The sequence below is a fragment of the Kitasatospora sp. NBC_00315 genome (assembly GCF_041435095.1).
GTDB lineage: Bacteria > Actinomycetota > Actinomycetes > Streptomycetales > Streptomycetaceae > Kitasatospora.
Genome location: NZ_CP108025.1, coordinates 2,072,425 through 2,089,437, shown reverse-complemented (window position 1 = coordinate 2,089,437; position 17,013 = coordinate 2,072,425). Strand labels below are relative to the sequence as shown.

Here is a 17,013-nt window from a genome sequence, read left to right as displayed (position 1 = left end):
GTCGGTGACGCGATCCGGGAGCGCTCAGCGACTCCGGTGACGGCTGGACTCGGGCATGGGAATGCCCGGTGACGAGCCGTCATGATCACGTTGTGTCGTGTGACTGACTACTCCAAGTAGTCTGCTCCGTCGCGATGCTCGTGTGCAAGTAGAACTGGTGCAAATTTGCATGCGTGCTCCAGAAGCTCGGTGGATTCCGGGCCGACCGAGAGGCAGACTGGGGGCCTCAGTGGAGAGGGGACAACGCATGCCCGCTGGTGGGAGGCCGACCGTGCGCAGCCGACGGCTCGGCGCTGCCCTTCGGACGTATCGTCAGGCGGCAGGCCTGGACCAGGCAGATGCCGCCGAGAAGCTGATGGCTTCCGTCGCGAAGGTGTCCCGGATGGAATCCGGCAAGGTGACGTCCCGCCCCGTGGAGGTCCGTCTGCTGCTGGACCTGTACGGCGTGGAGAGCGCCGAGGAGCGAGATCGTCTTGAGTCGCTTGCGCGTGAGAGCAACCGACGTGGGTGGTGGCTCGATCACAGAGGCACGGTGAGTGAAAACTATGCCTCCTACATCGAGTTGGAGAGCGACGCGACGCACATAGTGGCCTGGCAACTCGCACTCATCCCCGGGCTGCTGCAAACTCCCGGTTTCACGCTGGAGGTGCTCGACGCGAATCCGGCGGTGGTTCCCTCGGAGAACCGGGAGGAGTTCGTCAAGGTCCGGGAGGCCCGCCAGCGGCGAATCGAGAGCGGTCAGGTCAGATTGACGGCCATCATGTGGGAACCCGCAGTGACGGCTCCCATGTTGCAGGCCGACGTTCATCGGGACCAACTACACCACCTCTTGAGGGTCGCGAGGCTCCCGAACGTGACCATCCAGATTCTTCCGCTCTCGGCGGGAAGTGCAGCTCGGGTGGCAGGACCATTCACCGGCATGTCGTTTGGTCAGGATCCGGCACTTGAAGCGGTTTCCTTCGAGAGCTTCAGCAATCTCGTTGTCGTTGAGGCTGCCGAGGAGCTGGCAGGGTATGCCTACGCGCTCGACACGTTGAGGTCGGCTGCGTTGACACCTGAGCAGACCATGGCCTTCATCACGAAGACGATCCGGAAGATTCCGAACGATAACGGTAAGGAAGAGCACGAGTGAGTCGATCCGAGCTTGTGAGTCCGTTCAAGAAGTCGTCCTACTCAGGCCAGGGAGGCGAATGCGTGGAAGCGGCCCGCACTGTTGCGAAGGGGCAGGCAGTCCGTGACTCCAAGGATCCGGAAGGCCCGATGCTGCTCTTCTCAGCTGACGCTTGGTCGGCGTTCGTGGCTGGGATCAAGGCCGGGGAGTTCCCCGCAGGCTGCTGATCTCGACGTTCCACAGAACAGCCCCCGGCCGGAAGTTCGGTACCGGGGGCTGCTGTCTGTCTTACAGAGGTGGTGGTTCAGTTCTTGGTGGTGCGGCCACGGCGGGCGGGCGTCGGACGCCAGGCCCGCAGGTCGTCGTCGGTCAGGCCGTGCTCGCCCTGGATCTGCGAGCGGTAGCCGGCGAAGAAGTCGGCGGGGGAGCCGCCGTACATCGCGTCGAACTCACCGTGCCACTGGGTGAGCCAGGGCTGGAGCTCCAGCAGACCCGCGAGGAACGGGGTCAACTCCTCGGTGGTGAAGTCGTTGTTGGTGAAGTACGTGGTGAGGGCCTGCGCCTGCTCGCGGTGGTCCCAGCCGGCCCAGCCGTAAAGGTCAGGCGTGCCGCCAGTGGTGGACGAGTAGGAGATGAACCGCTCCTTGGGCACGTCGAGCTTGCCCCGGGCCCGCCAGTAGGACGGCCTGAGGAAGTCAGCCGAGGTGTACTTCGGCGGCACGGGGATCGAGTCCCGGATTTTCCGCTTGGCCGGCTCGTCCATGGCCGCGTCTTCCTGGCGCTGGAGGTCCCATACGTGCTCCCAGTCAGCACGCTTCTTCAGCCCAGACGGCTTGTATCGCAGGGGAGGGAGGAATGGCACGTTCTCGTCGCTGAGGAGGTCGGCGACGACAGTCGCGAGTTCCTTCCGGGGAGTGTAGATCTCGGCGACTGAGACGAAGTCCTCGTCATGGGAAAGCGCGTCGGCGAGTTGGGCGCGCGTGAGGAGGGTGGGTTGTTCGTCCTGGAGCCAGTACTCGCGGGTCTCAATGTGGGCGAGCAGCCAGGAACGCAGGGCCTTCTCTTGTAGTACGTCCCAACCCTCGCTCGCCCACCGGCGCTTGTACTCAGGCCGCTCCATCATACCGATCGCGCGGGAGGTCTCAATCGCCTCAATGCGCTTCTGGACGACGGCCCTATAGGTGTCGGGCCAGTGGGCGGGTAGATCGGTGATGGGTGTGGAGCCGTGCCGCTTAAACCATTCGTCTGAGGCCTCGCCGTTCTTGAGACGGCGGGCGAGCAGGATCTCGAATGCCCGCTCGCCGAGCGCGAGTTCGGGAACGCCAGTTTCGGGTGCGCGAAGTTCATCGGCATGCAGGTGGTAGAGAGAGTAGACCTGCCAGTCCAACTCTTCCTGGATAGCGATCATCTGACCACGAATTACTGACCATCTCTCGCGTGCCTTGCGAAGCGACGCTGAGGTGGGCGCAGCGTGGCCAGCTGAAGTCAGAGCGGAGGGAGATGTGTTGGCAAGCTCCCCGGCGAGCATGTTGAGGCTGGTAGAGGTTGGAGTGGGCGATCCTTCCGGAAGAGGGAACCTCTCTAGGGCGGATCCCGTGAATTCATAGTACTTCTCCCAGCCTTCGCTGGCGATGCCACCGCCAACCCCTCCGTGGCCGCGGTCGAAGCAGACCTGCTTCAACCAGAAGCAAGCTGTGGAGCTATTCAGAAGGCCGAGTAGGTGAATATGGTCTTCAAGATTTGCATTTTCATTAAGCTTGATTACTGGAGATTTCTGATTGAATACTGTGCCGCCTTGGTCGAGGGCAAAGTGGTTGTGTGTTGAGACGAATGAAAATGCAATCGAAAGGGGCGTGCCGTATGCTGAAGCCGTATGCTGCATGTAGGCCCACCATGCGAGTCCAGCGGCCGCCATGTCCCCTTGGAAGGTTCGCCGGATTTCCAGAACATGCCTGACGGGCCAGAGTTCGCGCATCAGCACTTCTCTATCTAGTGAAGGCGCGTACGGATACCAAATTAGTTCCTTTGGATTTGCATCCCAGTCTCGAACATCTTCGCCCGTCAGTAGCGGCCGAAGGCCCTTTGATTTTGAATTATCCAAATAACTCGGCCGAAATGGTCGAGTGTACGCATCGTCTGCGCCTGATCGGATAGCGCGACCCACTGGGGGAGAGATGGCAGCTCTCAGCCTCATGCGTCCGGCTTTCTCGATTTCTTCAACCAGTTCGAGCCCGCCATCGGCCAGGATCCATGGCTGCTTGCCGAAGTATCTATTTCGATCGAGATCATCAACTGACACCCATTTGCCGCTCGAGCCCGGGTGATCGATTTGGTCAATGATTGCGCGCCACACTAGCCCGATCGAGTCGCCGTCTGGAACGGACGGTTCACCTTGCACGCCACGAACCGTGCGGATGGTTTCGCGGTGGGTGCCACTATTTGGCCGTCCAATCAAAACTACCGTCGGCGTCCCATGTTCGGGGACATGCGCACCTGATGTGTCGATGACTTCCGTGAGCTCCACTTTGTGTGCAAAGAACTCATCGATGAGTCGCTTCCCGGCTTCGCGCTTCATGAAGGAATTGGAAGTAATCTGCCCAACGTAGCCGTAGGAACTCCCGTTTGCCCCGGCTTGAGCCTTAGCTAGCTGGAAGAATCGCTCAGCAAATGGAACAGAGAGTGCGTACGGTCCTGTGCACGACTTGTACAGATCCCGATATAGCGCGTTGAGCTTCTTGTCCTTGACCGTGATGTAAGGCGGGTTCCCCACCACCACGTGGTAGCGCCCTTGCTCCAGAATCCCCGGATGCTCCTGCACGTCCTCCGTTGCGTATGCGAACTCCGCCAGCTCGTCGCCCGACTCTTCGCCCAGCAGCGTCAGTTCGAGCTGCCGCGCCTTGATCAGAGAGTCACCCACCGCCAGGTGAATCGGCCAGTCGAACTTGCCAGCCTCAGCCAGCGTCCGCACCCCGGCCGCCGACATCGCCGCGACCAGCAGTCGGAAGCGTGCGATGGCCACCGCGAACGGGTTGATGTCCACTCCATGCACCGAGTCCAGCGCGGCCTGTACCCGTTCGTACCGGTCGAGCCCGGGCTGGGCCTCGCCCCACAGCTTCACCAGTCGCCAGAAGGCACCCAGCACGAAGTGGCCCGACCCACACGTGGGGTCGATCATCTTCAGGCCCTCGTACCCGAACTCTCGTACAGCCGGGTCCATCGCCCGGTCGAGGATGAATTCCTCCACGAACTCCGGTGTCTGGAGCAGTGCGAACGTCTTCCGTGCTGCCGCCGAGAGGTCCTGGTACAGGTCGCCCAGGAAGCGGGTGTCCCACCCCTCCGTGCCGTCTTCGTTCAGCTGGTCCGTGAAGTCGTGGACCAGCACACCGGCCTGGTCCCGTCCACGCCAGAACTCGACCAGCGCCCGCGCGCCGTCGTGTGACAACGGAATCTGGAACAGCGGGTTGTGCCGCCGGTCGAACAGCAACTTTCCGGCCTGCCCTGCGCCCAACTCCGCGAACGCCCGCTCCAGCCAGCCGCGATACGTCGGGTCGGCGTCCTCGTCCACGTACGCCGCGTACCGCTCCAGCGCCAGGTCGCGCCGCTCGTCCGACGCGCCGGTCAGGAACGGCTCCGGGACCAGCTCGTTGTCCTCGCAGAACCGCACGAAGACCGTGCCCAGCACCCACGCGACGGCCACCTGCGTGATGCGCTCGTCCAGCCACGAAGTCCATGTCGCCGCCGTACGACCGAGCTTGCGCGCGAGGTCGTATTCGCCGCGCAGCTTGACCCGCACGTCCTCGACGGCCTTGGCCTGGGCGCCAAGATCGGTCTCGACCGCCTTGACCTGTTTGATCAGGTCGGCCAACAGAGCCTTGCTCTTGCGGTCGATCACTTCGTCGCCTCTTCACTCTCGCCGGCTCGGTGGGCGTTGTTGACCCACGAGTCCGGAAGTTCGATCCACTCTCCGAGCCCCGCCTGGTGCGGCACGGCCGTCGTGCCCAGCCGGGGGTCGCGTGCCGGGTCGCTCTGCGGGCAGAGCAGCCACAGCGGCCGGCCGCCGTTCCGCGAGCGTCCGGACAGGCGGTCGAGCACGCCCATCGCGTCGTACCGGGCGAAGACGCCGCCGTCGACCAGCAGCACCGGGCTCCCGGGGCCGCCCGCCGTGATCAGTTCGCCGATCCTCGGCTCGACCGCGCCCCAGGCCGTCCGAGCGTACTCGGCGAACCGCATGGCCGCCGGTGTGCCCGGTTCGGCCGCGTCCGCGCGCAGGATGGTCTCCCAGGTCGGCTTCGGCCTGGGGTCGACCAGTTCGTGCAGCGCCGCCAGCAGCAGCTCGGTCACGGACACCGCCTCGGCCCCGAACCTGCTGCCTCCGCCGCTCCCGGTCAGTTCGCGGGCCGCCTCGCGGGCGAGCCCGGTGCGGACGGTCAGCACGCGGAAGCCGTCGCGTCGGGCCGAGGAGACCAGTTGCTCCTCGGTCTGCATGGCGCCGGCCAGCAGCGGGTCGTCGTCGTAGCGGGTGATGCGCGAGGTCTGGGTCGCGCGGCGGCCGGCGCCGGAGCTGAGGTAGCTGGAGCCGCCGTCCGCCCGGCGGGGCAGGTAGCGCCTGGTCCGGGTGTCCTCGCGCAGGGCGAAGATCAGGTCGAATCCGGCGCCCCGGAGCGCCGTCGTGAGCGGGCCCTCGGTGGGCAGTGAGTGGCCGCCCCGTCCGTCCAGCAGCTCGGGGAACCGGGCCCGGACCCGCTCGTGCACGTCCTCGCCGGTCAGGCCGGGCTGCCGGGCCTCCGGCACGCCGGGAATGATCCGGACCAGGCCCGCCTGGGTCAGGCGCAGCGCCCGGACCAGCGACAGGTCGCGGGGGTAGATCTCCAGGCGCGGGGTGGCCGCCGCGTTGCGGGAGGCCGCCGCGGCCAGCTCGACCGTGCGGCGCTCGTCCCGCTCGACGACGCCACTCGGCGGGGTGACCGCTGCGAGCTCGGCCAGTACGGTCGCGGCGGTCGGCAGGGTGTCCAGCCGGGCGAGCCGGTCGGCGACCTTGCCGAGGCGCTGGGCGTAGTCGAGCAGGCCAGGCGCGGACGGCGTCTCCGGGTCGTCGTCCTCGCCGACCTCCAGGGCCAGCAGGCCGGCGCCCATCCCCTCGTCGGCCGCGTCACGGTTGGCCACGTGCCGGAACTCGGCGTCCGCCGGTTCGAGCTGCTCGACCTCCAGCACGGCGCGCACGGCCGCGAGCGCCAGCGCCCGGCGGTGCCCGCGCTCCTGGAGCCGGGTGCCGCGCCGGACGGCGAGGGCGTCCGCGATCTCGGCCGCCGAGGCGACCCGGCCCAGCCCGCGCAGCAGCTCCAGCACCTCGTGGCGCAGGACCTGAACCGCCGCGTGCCTGCTCCAGCGGGTGCGCTGGATCTTGAGCATCTGCGGGATGCGCCCGGCCGAGAGGCCGAGGGTGTCGGCGACGTCCTTCTGCTTGGGCCAGACCCCGATACCGGGAAGGGCGCCGCTCCCGTCGGGCAGGCGCAGCAGCAGCCGCACCATCTCGACCTCGTTCTGGTTGACGCCGTTCTTCTTCAGCTCCGGTACGAAGAGCGTCGCCAGGGTGTCCAGGCTGACGGCCCGCAGCGAGTGCGCGGGCAGCCGTGCGGCGATGTCGCTGACGGCCAGGGAGTTCACCACGGCGCTCTCGGCCGCCGTCAGCTCGGCGAGCTCCTCCTTCGCGGCCTTGCGGCCCTCCGGGGTGAGCGGGCCGACCGGCTGCTCGGCGAGCCCGCGCCGCCACTCCTTGATCCGGCCCAGGACCTCCTTGCGGGTCTTGGCGCCCAGTCCGGGCGCGTTGACGAGCTGACGCTGGCTCAGATCCAGTAGTTCGCCGACGGTGTGGACGTGCAGCCCGAAGACGAAGGACTCGGCCGCGGGGGTCAGTCCAGAGGCGGAGACCGGAGTGTCCCGGGTCGCCGCGGCCGCCTTCTCGTTGCGATCACGTTCGGCGTCCTCGGGCTCGGCGTCCGCGATCACGGGGGCGGCGGCCTCGGCGGCCTCGGCGGGCACGCCGACACCGGCCGACCCGTCCGCCGACCCGTCCGCCCTGCCTGCCCCGTGGCCGGTGCCTCCGCTCTGGCCGCGCCGGGAGCTGCTCACCGTGGTGTTCAGCTCCAGGAAGATCTTCTTCCAGGCGTCCCGCATCGGCTTCAGATCGCTGAAGCGCTCTGCCGCGTCCCGGTGCAGGGCCTTGCGGAAGAAAGCGGTCAGGCCCTCCCGCACGGCGGCGTCGAAACCCTCGCTGGCGATCGTCGGGTACGGCTCCTTCTCCTCGTCCGTCTGGCGCGGCGAGACCCGGCCGCCGCCCCACACCGGCAGCTCGCGGGAGGCCATCTCGTGCAGGGTCGCGGCGACGGCGTACCGCTCGGCGTGCGCGTCGTACACCGAGCGCGTCGCGGTGCCGATGAACGGGTCGAGGTAGCCGTCCGTGCCGGCCTTGGTGTCCTGCACGCGGTAGCCGGCCAGCGAGAAGTCGATCAGCACCAGCTCGCGGGTGCGGTTGGGACGGACCCGGATCGCGATGTTGTCCGGCTTGATGTCCCGGTGCCAGACGCCCTCGCCCTCCAGGAAGTCCACCGCGCCGAAGAGGTAGTCGCCGTACGCCTCCAGCTGGTCCACCGGGAGGCGTCCCCGGTCGCGCAGCTGCCGGGCCACGGTCTCCTCCCGCCGGCGGTTGCCCGAGCTCGGCGCCGAGGCTTCGTCGCTCTCGCGCTCGTCGCCGACGTACTCCAGGACGAGCACCGTCCGGCCGCCGATGCGCACCGGCTCCGGCTCGACCAGGCGGATGATCCGCGAGTCGGGGCGGAGGCGACCCATCACCTCGGCCTCGTGGGCCAGCACCTCCGCCCGGTTGTCGCTCAGCGCGATCTTCAGCACGCACAGGGCCTTCGAACGGCGCGCCTGCGGGTCGTACGCCAGATCGCGGACCAGGAAGGCCCGGCTGGTGGAGCCCGTCCCGAGCCTGCGCCGGACCTCCCAGCGGCCCGCGAGCACATCGCCCGCGACGGCCTCCAGCGGATCCTTCTCCGGCTGCTCGGCAGCGTGCCCGACAGGTTCGTCCGCCACCGTGCTCTCGGGGGCCGGCGCCGTCAGGCCGTCCTCGACGAACTCCAGCATCTCCAGGAACTCGTCCACCGAGGAGAGCCGCTGGGCCGGCAGGTAGGCGGTCGCGGCCTGGACCAGCTCGTCGATGTCCTCCGAGAGTCCGTCCACCACCGCGCTGGGCCGCAGGCCCTCGCCCGCCTCCAGCCGGGCCACCAGCTCGGCCTGGCTCGCGGCGGGGGCCTTGAGCGTCGCGAGCAGGTAGGTCAGCACCCCCAGGCCGTAGACGTCGAGGGTGACCGGGTCGGGGTTGAGGGCGGTCAACTCCGGTGCGAGATAGGGGTCGGCGGCCTCCGCGAGATGCGCGCCCGCCTGGGAGAGCGCCGTCGGGGCCAGCCGGGCGGCGCCCTCCGAGGTGTCGCCCGAGGAGCGTTGGACCGCGACCTGCCAGTCGGAGATCTGCAGGCGCGGGTTGAGCCAGCCCGCCTCCTCGCCGTCGACGCCCGCCGCACGGTTGCGACCGCGCGGGACGACGTGGATGGCCCGGGCCGCGAGCGTCCGGTGGAAGATGCGGTTGCTGTGCCCGGAGCGCATCGTCTCGGCGAGCTGGCGCACCAGCGACATCCGGCTGAGGATGTCCAGCTTCGCGCCGTACTGCAGCAGGTACTCGTCGAGCCGCAACGTGCGCGGGTCGTAGTCGAAGATCAGCGCCGGGCCGGCCGAGTGCCCGGAGGAGTCGTACTGGCGCAGCTGCACCACGCCGGGGTGCCGGAACCGCCGCAGGACGGCGGCCTCGCGCAGCGCCGCCCGTTCGACCGAGGCCCGCAGGCCGGCGTCCGAGCCGCGCTCGCGCAGGTAGATCCGGACCCGGGCGGCCTCCGGCAGCTCGCTGTGCCGGGCCAGGTAGTCGGCCCAGGTCGGGCCGGAGTCGAAGGCCTTGCGGTTGAGCAGGTACGGCCCGACCTTGTACTGCGCGTCACTGCGGGCGATCCCGACCCGCTCCAGCGCGGCCTTGATCTCGCGGGAGGCCACCGCGTCGACCCGCCGACGCTCGTCGCGCGGCGGCTGCCGCAGCATCTCGGCCAGCTCGTCCACCGTGTAGACGCCGTGCTGGTCGGCGGGGGCGAGCCGGCGCCGCAGCGAGGAGTCGGTGAAGCAGACCGCCTCCGACACCCAGATCCGCCTGCCGTTCTGGGTGAGCAGTCCGGCCAGCTCCTTGGCCTTCTTGTTCGCCAGGTGCAGCGGGTTGCCGTGAACGACCTGGCGGCCGCTGGGCTGGGTCTGCAACCACGTCCCGTTGCGGGACTCGACCGAACCGTGCCAGTCCTTCAGCTCGATCAGATGCACCCCGCCCGGGGCCACCACCAGCAGGTCCACCTCACGGACATGGCCGGTGTTCGCGGTGAAGGTGAAGTTCGACCAGGCCCGCCAGGGGTCGGCGTCCGTCAGCTTCTCGCGGATGGCCTCCAGGCCGCGGTGCTCGTGCTGGAACTCCGAGTCGGTGACCGTCGTCCACCGGCCGTCCCGCATGCGCCATCCCCGCTTCTTGTTGCCTGCCGGTTCCGCCGCTGGTCAGCGGGCAGAACACCACCACAGATCGTAGCGGCTAGGGGTGGTGCGTGTAGGAGCTGTGCGGAAATCGGTTCCGGCCGGAGCACACGCGAGCGCTCGCTCGTGATCCGGGCCCTCCGGAGCGCCGCCCACGAGGTCAGGCGACGAAGTCCCGGAGCAGCTTGATGAACGTCGCCAGTTCGCCGAGCAGGGCATCCGGCAAGGGGTCGGCGTCGAAGTGGGCGATCCGGTTGCGGATGTCCTTCACCCGCTCCAGGTGCTCCACGAACTGCGCCCGGTCCATCGCCGTCCAGCCGAGGGTGGCCCAGTTCACGTCGGCCTGGGTGGCGAGGGCCTGCTTGTTCTGGGTCCCGTCCAGCAGACGCACGTAGTCGCCGAACATCAGGTCGGTGACCAGCCCGGACCGCTGGTCCGGCTTCCGGTTGGTCTGCACGGCACGGATCGCGTCCTGGCTGAGGCGGGTGCCCAGGACCCGGCGGAGCAGCGACTCGATCTCGCCCAGCTGGAAGAACGGACGTGCCGCACCCTCGAACCGGTCGGTGACGGCGGTGGTGGTCACGATCCCGGGAAAGGAGCCGTCCTCGCCCCGCACCACGAGATACCCGTGCTCCCTGAGCAGGGTGAGGCAGCTGAAGAACTCCTGCCGCGCGTCGGCCACCGGGAGGGAGCCCTTCTGCATGGCGTTCTCGAGGGTCGGCGCCAGACCGTTCTCGTACGCCTTCGCCACCGACCGCCAGCTCACGACGCCGTGCAGAGTCCCGCCGGTGATCACCGGGATCTGCTCCAGCGTCTTGGTCCGCATCAGGTAGGTGGCCTTGGTCAACTGATCACCCGGACCCACGTGCACGAGGTCGCAACCGGACGGCACCAGGTCACCGATCTGGAGTTGCTGCGGCAGCGCGTAGGACGGCAGGGCGTCCTGCTCCTGCGCCTCCTCGTCCTCGGGGACCGGTCCGGCCATCAGGGCGCCGTCGATCGCCACGACCTCCAGCAAGTCCCCCGAGCGGCAGACCGCGAAGTCGGGGAGCGTGGCCAGACCGGCGTCCGACAGTGCCTGCGAAATCGTGTGCACGCTGCTGCGATCCCGCACTCGCAGACCGAAGAGCGCCAGGATCTCGGCGGGCGTGACCTGCCGGCCCTTCAGCGACTGAAGTTCCTCGGGTGTCGGGCGGTTCGTCATCGAGGGCCCTCGGCGTCCACCACGCCGCGCAGGGCGGTCCGCTTGCCCATCGCGCTCTGCACCAGGTCGACCAGCTGCCGGGTGCGGTCCAGATAGAAGCGTTCGTAGTCGTTCCCGTGCAGGCTTTCCGGGTTGATGAGGTGGGTGGCGACCACGTCGTCGAACCACTCCAACCGCATGTCCGACGCCGCGATCAGCGACGACAGGTACGAGCCGGGCGGACCGGTCATGTCCTGGGCCGCGCGCAAGGAGAGCGGAGTCTTGTTCACGATCGAGTTCGCCGGGAAGTCCGATCCGTACTGCTTGTCGATCCAGCCCTTGGGGAAGATCTGCCGAACGTCGACCGCGTGCTCACCCAACCGCTTCGGGCTCAGCGGGGCGTCCGTGAAGTGCCAGTCCACTGCGCCCTGTTTGATCAGCAGCGCGTAGATTCCCTTGTAGGCGGCACTGTTGCGGGTGGTCAGCGTGTTCAGACGCTCGGCGAAGAAGAACGCGTCCGTGACCGTTTCCGGCGGCTCGCCACCCGTGCGGCTCCACCTGACGAGCTGCTCGACATCGCGGGTGAAGCGGGTCTCTGTGGAGCCTCCGTACATCTCGCCCAGCACGCCGCACCAGTACCACTGGGTGATCATCTCCTCTGCGGCAAGCGAGTCGGTCGCCTCGCCGAGGATGGCGCGCACGGCGGCCAGCGGAACGAGCTGCGTTCGGTAGGGGAGGTCGGCGGCCCGGACGATGCACTGCTGCTGCAGGAAGGCGCCAACCCACTCGAATGCCTCCGCGAGGCGCGGCGCAAGCCGGTCGAACTCGGTGAGCGGCAGTTCCAGTAGGTCACGCCGCTTGCAGGACACCGCGGCGCCCGGTCGGTCCTGCTTGCGCTCCCAGGTACGCACCAGGGCCACGGCCTGCAGGAAGTCGCTGCTGCTCAGACCGTCCTCGATGCCCTGCTCCAGGCGCCCGAACACCGGGTGCCGGGTGGCCAGGCCCTGCTTGACCGTCTGCCAGACCTCGGGGAGCCGGTAGTAGTCCCCGGTGTGCCCGGCCCAAGCGCGATCGCCGGCGTAGGTCGCGGTGAGCAGCTCGAAGACGTTCAGCGGAACCCCGCCGGTGTTGACCCGCTCGAACACGGCGCAGACGGCGTCCATCGACGTCGAGGCGGCGAGACGGATCATCGGGACCTGGAACGAACGGATCGGCTCGAGTACCCGCTCCTCGAACTCGCCCCACAAGTCCCAGTTGAGGTCCTCGTTCGTCTTGACGAACGTCTTCTTCCAGGAGTTGACCCGCTGGGTGTCGAACACGAAGTGCAGCGGAAAGAGGCCGGCGTTGCACTCGTCGTCGACGGTGCGAAGGTCGAGAAGGACCGTGCGGGCGAAGTCCGTCCGGAGCACCTTGTTCTCCGGCACCGAGACGATCGCCTCGTCACGGTCGGCGGACGCCCGAACGGCCTTTTCGATGTCGACGTAGTACCAGCGCTTGATGGCCCGTCCGCGGGCGTCGACGGTCTCGACCGGTACGTCCAGGGACAATGCCTGGAACAGGGACGTGAGCCGTTGCTGCCCGTCCAGAAGAAGCAGGTTCGGGACGCGCTCCTGTTCCAGCCCGGCGCCGGTGAGGGTCCTGGCCCGGAAGGGTGACTCACCGCCGGTCTCCAGCGTCATCACCACGCCGAGCGGGTAGTCGAGCGTCACCGTGGCGATGATCGCGCGGATCCGATCGTCGTCCCACTTCCAGTCACGTTGGAAGTCGGGGAGTTGCAGTGTGCCGGACGCAACGTCCGCGAGGACGTCCTTGAGCTTCGGACTGTCGAGCGCCACCTGTGTCTGTTCCCCACGTCGAAAGCAACTTGTGTCGGAGGCGATTCCAGCAAGAGGATCACTTCGCAGTCAACCGATTCTTCGAATGATCAAGCGGCAGCCTTGATCACCGGTGATGTACATGCCCGGTGCGGGAAACGTCCGAGAGTGCGACGAACCGGCAGTTCTCCAGCGTTGCGCTCTGCTGCCGGGCCTCCCGTCGATCCGCCGGCCGGACGCATTGGCCGCGACCGCCCGGGCGGCATGCGGTACCCGCCGCATCGCGCGAAGTTGACGCCTGTGCAGTCGACGACCATATGTGTTCCAGTTTGATCAAGCCGCGCGGCGACGAGATCTTCCTTGCGGGCGACGAGACCGACGACTTGGGGAATCGTCACCGCGACGGGTCGGTGGGTGGGACCAGTGCGCCGCTGCGTCTGCGGATCGAGAACGGGCAGGCCGTCGTCCCTCTCGCCTACTCTGCCGCCCGGGCATCCGTGGTCGCCCTGGCTTCACCTCTGCACCACCTGTATCCGTGGGCACCCCCTGTACCCGTGGGCCAGACCGGGTCGGTTCGCAGGCTCTTGCTCAAGCCCCGTCGATGTGAGGCGGACGAACCGACGACACCCACGGACCCCCCTCTGGGTGCCGAGTTGTCGCCTCTGTGTCGCCGGGCATTGATCGTGGCCATCGCCGTTTTCGAGCACAGACGCGACAGCCCGGCGGTCCGCGCGGTGGCAAAACTGCTCACTGAAAGCCGGGAGGGTGGCACCCCGGCGGATCCCTGAATCCTCGCTATCGGTCACCGAACGGTGACGGAGGGCCGACCGATTGCGACAGCGACCGATTGCGAGGGGGGTTGGCGGCCTTCGGCCGGTCGGGCTCGCGCACCCCCTCGCGGGTGCGACACGGGGCGGGAAGCCGCAGGTGGGCGGCGGTGGGGCCGGTCGCCTCCGGCCGTCGGGGCCGCCGGGGGCACCCCCTCGCATTCGTGCCATGGCGTAATCGCGAGGACTTCGACGCCTGTCCGGGCCCGCGGCGCTCAAACAGACTGATTGTGCCGGGAGTTCCCCGGACCACCACACCAAATCAGGATGGTTCCGATGTCTGCTGCTGCCCGCATCCGCCTCGCCGCCGCCTCTGTCCTCGTCGCCGCCGGTCTCGCCGTCGCCGCCCTCGCCCAGCCGGCACCCGCGAACGGGGTCACCAACCGTCCCGCCGCCGACTCGGTCGGCACCGTCCAGGTCGTCCCCACCCCCTCGCCGACCGCCACCGGCAACGACCTCGGCTGGGGCTGAGCACCCCGGTGCACGCGTCCCGGACAGGCCGAAGACCCCAGGAGGGAGTAGCACAGTGACGCACCTCGCGCCGAACCCCGCACCACAGCCCGTGTTCCCGAGCAACCCGCCGCCCCCCGCGGCCGACGGCCTCGGTGAACTGATCAGGACCTACCGCCACCGGGCGGGTATGACGCAGCGTCAGCTCGCCGACCTCTCCGCGCTGAGCGTGCGCTCCATCCGCGACCTGGAGGCGGGCCGGGTCCGCCGGCCCCGCCACGAGACCGCCCGGCTGCTGGCCGACGCCCTGCGGCTCGCCGAGCCGCAACGCCGGGCCATGGAGCAGGCGGCCCTGCGCCTGCCCATACCGGACGAGCCGGCCGCCACCGAACGGGAGCAGCCGCCCGCGCTCGGTCCGATCCCGCTCGCGCTGGCCACCCCGGACGGCGCCATCATCGGGCGCGAGGACGAACTTCAGTGGCTCACCAGGGCGTTGGGCTTCGACCGGCAGTGCATCGTGTCCGTCGTCGGTGTCAGCGGAGTGGGCTCCAGCCGGCTCGCGCTCGAAGCCTCCTGTGTCCTGCGGGACGAACTCGGCTGGCCCGTGCTCTGGCTGGACGCCCGGCACCTGTCGCCGGCCGAACCCTCCGGCATCGGCTGGGAGGTCCCGGAGCCGCCACCGCTGCTGCGGCAGGTGGTCAGGATCCTGACCGGCCGCGCGGAGCACGCCGCCGGGGCATGGGCCGAGGTCCTCCCGCTGCTCGGCGTGGGCAACAGCGTGCTGGTGCTCGACGGGCTGATCCGTGGCCAGGTGCCCGGCGATCGGCTGACCGAGCTGCTCCAGCGCTGCCCCGGGCTGCGCGTGGTCACCACCGGCCTGGAGCCGATCGCCGTCCAGGGCGAGCAGGTGCTCGCGCTGGCCCCGCTGCCGGTACCCGGGCCCGCGCCCGCTGCGGCCGCCACCGGAGCCCCGGGCGCCATCGCGTCCGCGTCCGCCCCGTCCCCGGACGCCGAATCCCCGGACGCCGAAGTTCCGGGAGCCGAGGCCCTCGGCGGTGGGACCACGGACGCCGGGGCCCCCGCCGCCGTCCGGCTGTTCGCCACCCACATGCGGCGGGTCCGCCCGGGATTCGCACTGGACGGCCCGCGGCTGGAAGCGGTCCTCGAACTGTGCCGCCTGCTGGAGGGGATCCCCCGGGCGATCACCTACGCGGCCGAATGGTGCCTGATGTACTCGCCCCAGCAGCTGCTGGACCACCTGCGGGCCGATCCGCTCGGGCTGAGCGCGCCCTCCTCGGTGTCGGGCCCCTCGCTGCGGGCCTCCCTGCGGCGGACCTTCGACGCTCTGGAGCCGGAGCCCGCACTCCTGCTGCGCTGCCTGGCCGGACTGCCGGGCCCCTGGACCCTCGAGGACGCGCACGTCCTGGTCGGCGGCACCCTGGCCGGGCTGAGCCGGGCGGTCCACCAGCTGATGGTGCGCGGGCTGGTCCGGCACTGCGGGTACGAGGAGGAGGACCGGTTCACCGTACCGCCGCTGTTGCGGCTGGCTCTCAGCCACCGTCCGGCGGACGGGCCGCTCTGACACCCGGCGGACGGGCCGTTCTGACACCCGGCGGACGGGCCGCTCCGAGGCCCGGCGGACGGGTTCTCCCCGCCCGGGGCGGCGGTGGCCGGAATGCTCAGGACACTCGAACAGCATTCGACTTATGTGGAGTGATTGTCAGCAAAATGTGGGACCCTTGACGACTTGTCCACGGCTCGACCAGTCGTACGCCTGCGCACCGGGCAGCCCCGTATGTCGCCCTCCCCGTGCCGCCCCGAGCCCGTGCCGACCCGGCGCGGCCGGCGCCGGAACGGGAGCGGTCGAGCCGCCATGCACCGTGACGGAGGGGGAGAGATCACCTTTGGAGACCACGTCGTCCACGCCGGGCGCCGGCACGCCGCGCCTGACCCGCGCGGAGGCCCTCGCCTACGCCCACGCCGTCGAGGCCGGTTCGATCACTCCGGACGCCCTGCGCGCGGTGCTCGGGCGCCTCGAACCCGAGGCGCCCGGCGAGCCCGCGGTCGAGCGGCTGCTCGCCCTCCAGTTGCTCCGCGACTCCGTGGCCGAGCCGGGGCAACTCGTCCCGGTCTCACCGCACCTGGTGTACCAGGGCCTGGTGGCCTCGATCGAGCAGGAGATCTCGCGACTGCAGCGCGAGATGGAGGCGACCCGGGCCGACCTGGCGCCGCTTCAGGACATCTACGAACGGGGCAGTGCCCAGTACCTGCGGGTCGAGGCGGTCCGGGTCGTCACGGACCTCGCCGAGGTACGGCGGGTGATCACCGAGCTGGCCGCCGACTGCCAGCGGGAGGTGATGACCTCCCAGCCCGGCGGTGCCCGGGACGAGGAGGTCCTGCAGGAGTCGCTGGCCAAGGCCGAGGCACTCCTGGAGCGCGGCGTCGGCATGCGCACGCTCTACCAGCACACGGCCCAGTTCAGCCCGGCCACCATCATGTACGCCGAACACGTCGTGCCGCTCGGGGCGGAGATCAGGACGCTGGGCGACGGGTTCATGCGGATGATCGTCTTCGATCAGCACACCGCGATCCTCCCGCTGCGCGACGATCCGCTCGGGGCCCTCATCGTCCAGGAGCCCAACCTGGTGGGGTTCGCCGCCGCCACCTTCGAACGGGCCTGGACGATGGCGCTGCCCTTCCCCAGCCGCTACGACCGGGACCAGGTGGTGGCGATCTCGACGGACATCAAGATGGCCGTCATCCGGATGCTCGCCCAGGGGCTGGAGGACAAGGTGATCGCCCGCCGGATGGGCATCTCGCTGCGGACCTGCCAACGGCACATCGCGGAGGTCATGGAGCGTCTCGGCGCCCGCAGCCGCGTGCATCTGGGCTTCCTGATCAGCGAGCGGAACGTTTTCGGTCATCGCCCGCACAGCGAGGGTGATTCCGTCCTCACGCTGAAGCCGGTCGAGGGCGCCGGCTGAGCCCCGCCGCGCGGCCGCCCGGGAC

At 69.0% G+C, this 17,013-nt stretch carries 9 protein-coding genes; 5 read left to right on the top strand and 4 right to left on the bottom strand.

Translation table 11 applies throughout. The features are described 5' to 3' along the window. The first annotated feature begins 271 nt into the window (after positions 1–271). Positions 272–1,132, top strand: a complete 861-nt coding sequence (locus tag OG823_RS08345) for a helix-turn-helix domain-containing protein (RefSeq protein ID WP_371478799.1) — start codon at positions 272–274, stop codon at positions 1,130–1,132. Continuing rightward, on the top strand, positions 1,129–1,338 hold the full coding sequence (locus OG823_RS08340) for a DUF397 domain-containing protein (protein WP_371478798.1): 210 nt from the start codon (positions 1,129–1,131) through the stop codon (positions 1,336–1,338). Before OG823_RS08345 ends, OG823_RS08340 begins: the two co-directional genes overlap by 4 nt. Before the next feature lie 77 nt (positions 1,339–1,415). Here the strand turns inward: OG823_RS08340 and pglX are convergent, their stop codons facing one another. From pglX to OG823_RS08320, 4 genes are all read right to left on the bottom strand, one after another. After that, positions 1,416–5,003, bottom strand: a complete 3,588-nt coding sequence (gene pglX, locus OG823_RS08335; protein ID WP_371478797.1) for a BREX-2 system adenine-specific DNA-methyltransferase PglX — start codon at positions 5,001–5,003, stop codon at positions 1,416–1,418. Next, on the bottom strand, positions 5,000–9,712 hold the full coding sequence (gene pglW / locus OG823_RS08330) for a BREX system serine/threonine kinase PglW (protein WP_371478796.1): 4,713 nt from the start codon (positions 9,710–9,712) through the stop codon (positions 5,000–5,002). The genes pglX and pglW overlap by 4 nt, the downstream gene beginning before the upstream one ends. 178 nt (positions 9,713–9,890) lie before the next feature. Further along, positions 9,891–10,934 carry a CBS domain-containing protein gene (locus OG823_RS08325; RefSeq protein WP_371478794.1) on the bottom strand — a complete coding sequence of 348 codons (1,044 nt, stop codon included), beginning with the start codon at positions 10,932–10,934 and terminating at the stop codon, positions 9,891–9,893. After that, on the bottom strand, positions 10,931–12,748 hold the full coding sequence (locus OG823_RS08320) for a DUF262 domain-containing protein (RefSeq protein ID WP_371478793.1): 1,818 nt from the start codon (positions 12,746–12,748) through the stop codon (positions 10,931–10,933). Before OG823_RS08320 ends, OG823_RS08325 begins: the two co-directional genes overlap by 4 nt. A 1,082-nt stretch (positions 12,749–13,830) precedes the next feature. Here OG823_RS08320 and OG823_RS08315 point away from each other — a divergent pair. From OG823_RS08315 to OG823_RS08305, 3 genes are all read left to right on the top strand, one after another. Beyond that, complete coding sequence (locus tag OG823_RS08315) at positions 13,831–14,025, top strand: hypothetical protein (protein ID WP_371478791.1); 195 nt, start codon at positions 13,831–13,833, stop codon at positions 14,023–14,025. A gap of 55 nt (positions 14,026–14,080) precedes the next feature. Further along, entirely contained in the window at positions 14,081–15,586 is a 1,506-nt protein-coding gene (locus OG823_RS08310) for a helix-turn-helix transcriptional regulator (RefSeq protein WP_371478790.1), read from the top strand. 322 nt (positions 15,587–15,908) lie between these two features. Further along, positions 15,909–16,988 (top strand): LuxR C-terminal-related transcriptional regulator, encoded by a 1,080-nt coding sequence (locus OG823_RS08305; RefSeq protein ID WP_371478788.1) that lies wholly within the window; start codon positions 15,909–15,911, stop codon positions 16,986–16,988. Positions 16,989–17,013 lie beyond the last annotated feature (25 nt).

Excerpts from the sequence above, each read along its gene's own strand:
- pglW (WP_371478796.1), bottom strand. The coding sequence starts at position 9,712 with ATGCGGGACGGCCGGTGGACGACGGTCACCGACTCGGAGTTCCAGCAC.
- OG823_RS08325 (WP_371478794.1), bottom strand. The coding sequence starts at position 10,934 with ATGACGAACCGCCCGACACCCGAGGAACTTCAGTCGCTGAAGGGCCGG.
- OG823_RS08315 (WP_371478791.1), top strand. The coding sequence starts at position 13,831 with ATGTCTGCTGCTGCCCGCATCCGCCTCGCCGCCGCCTCTGTCCTCGTC.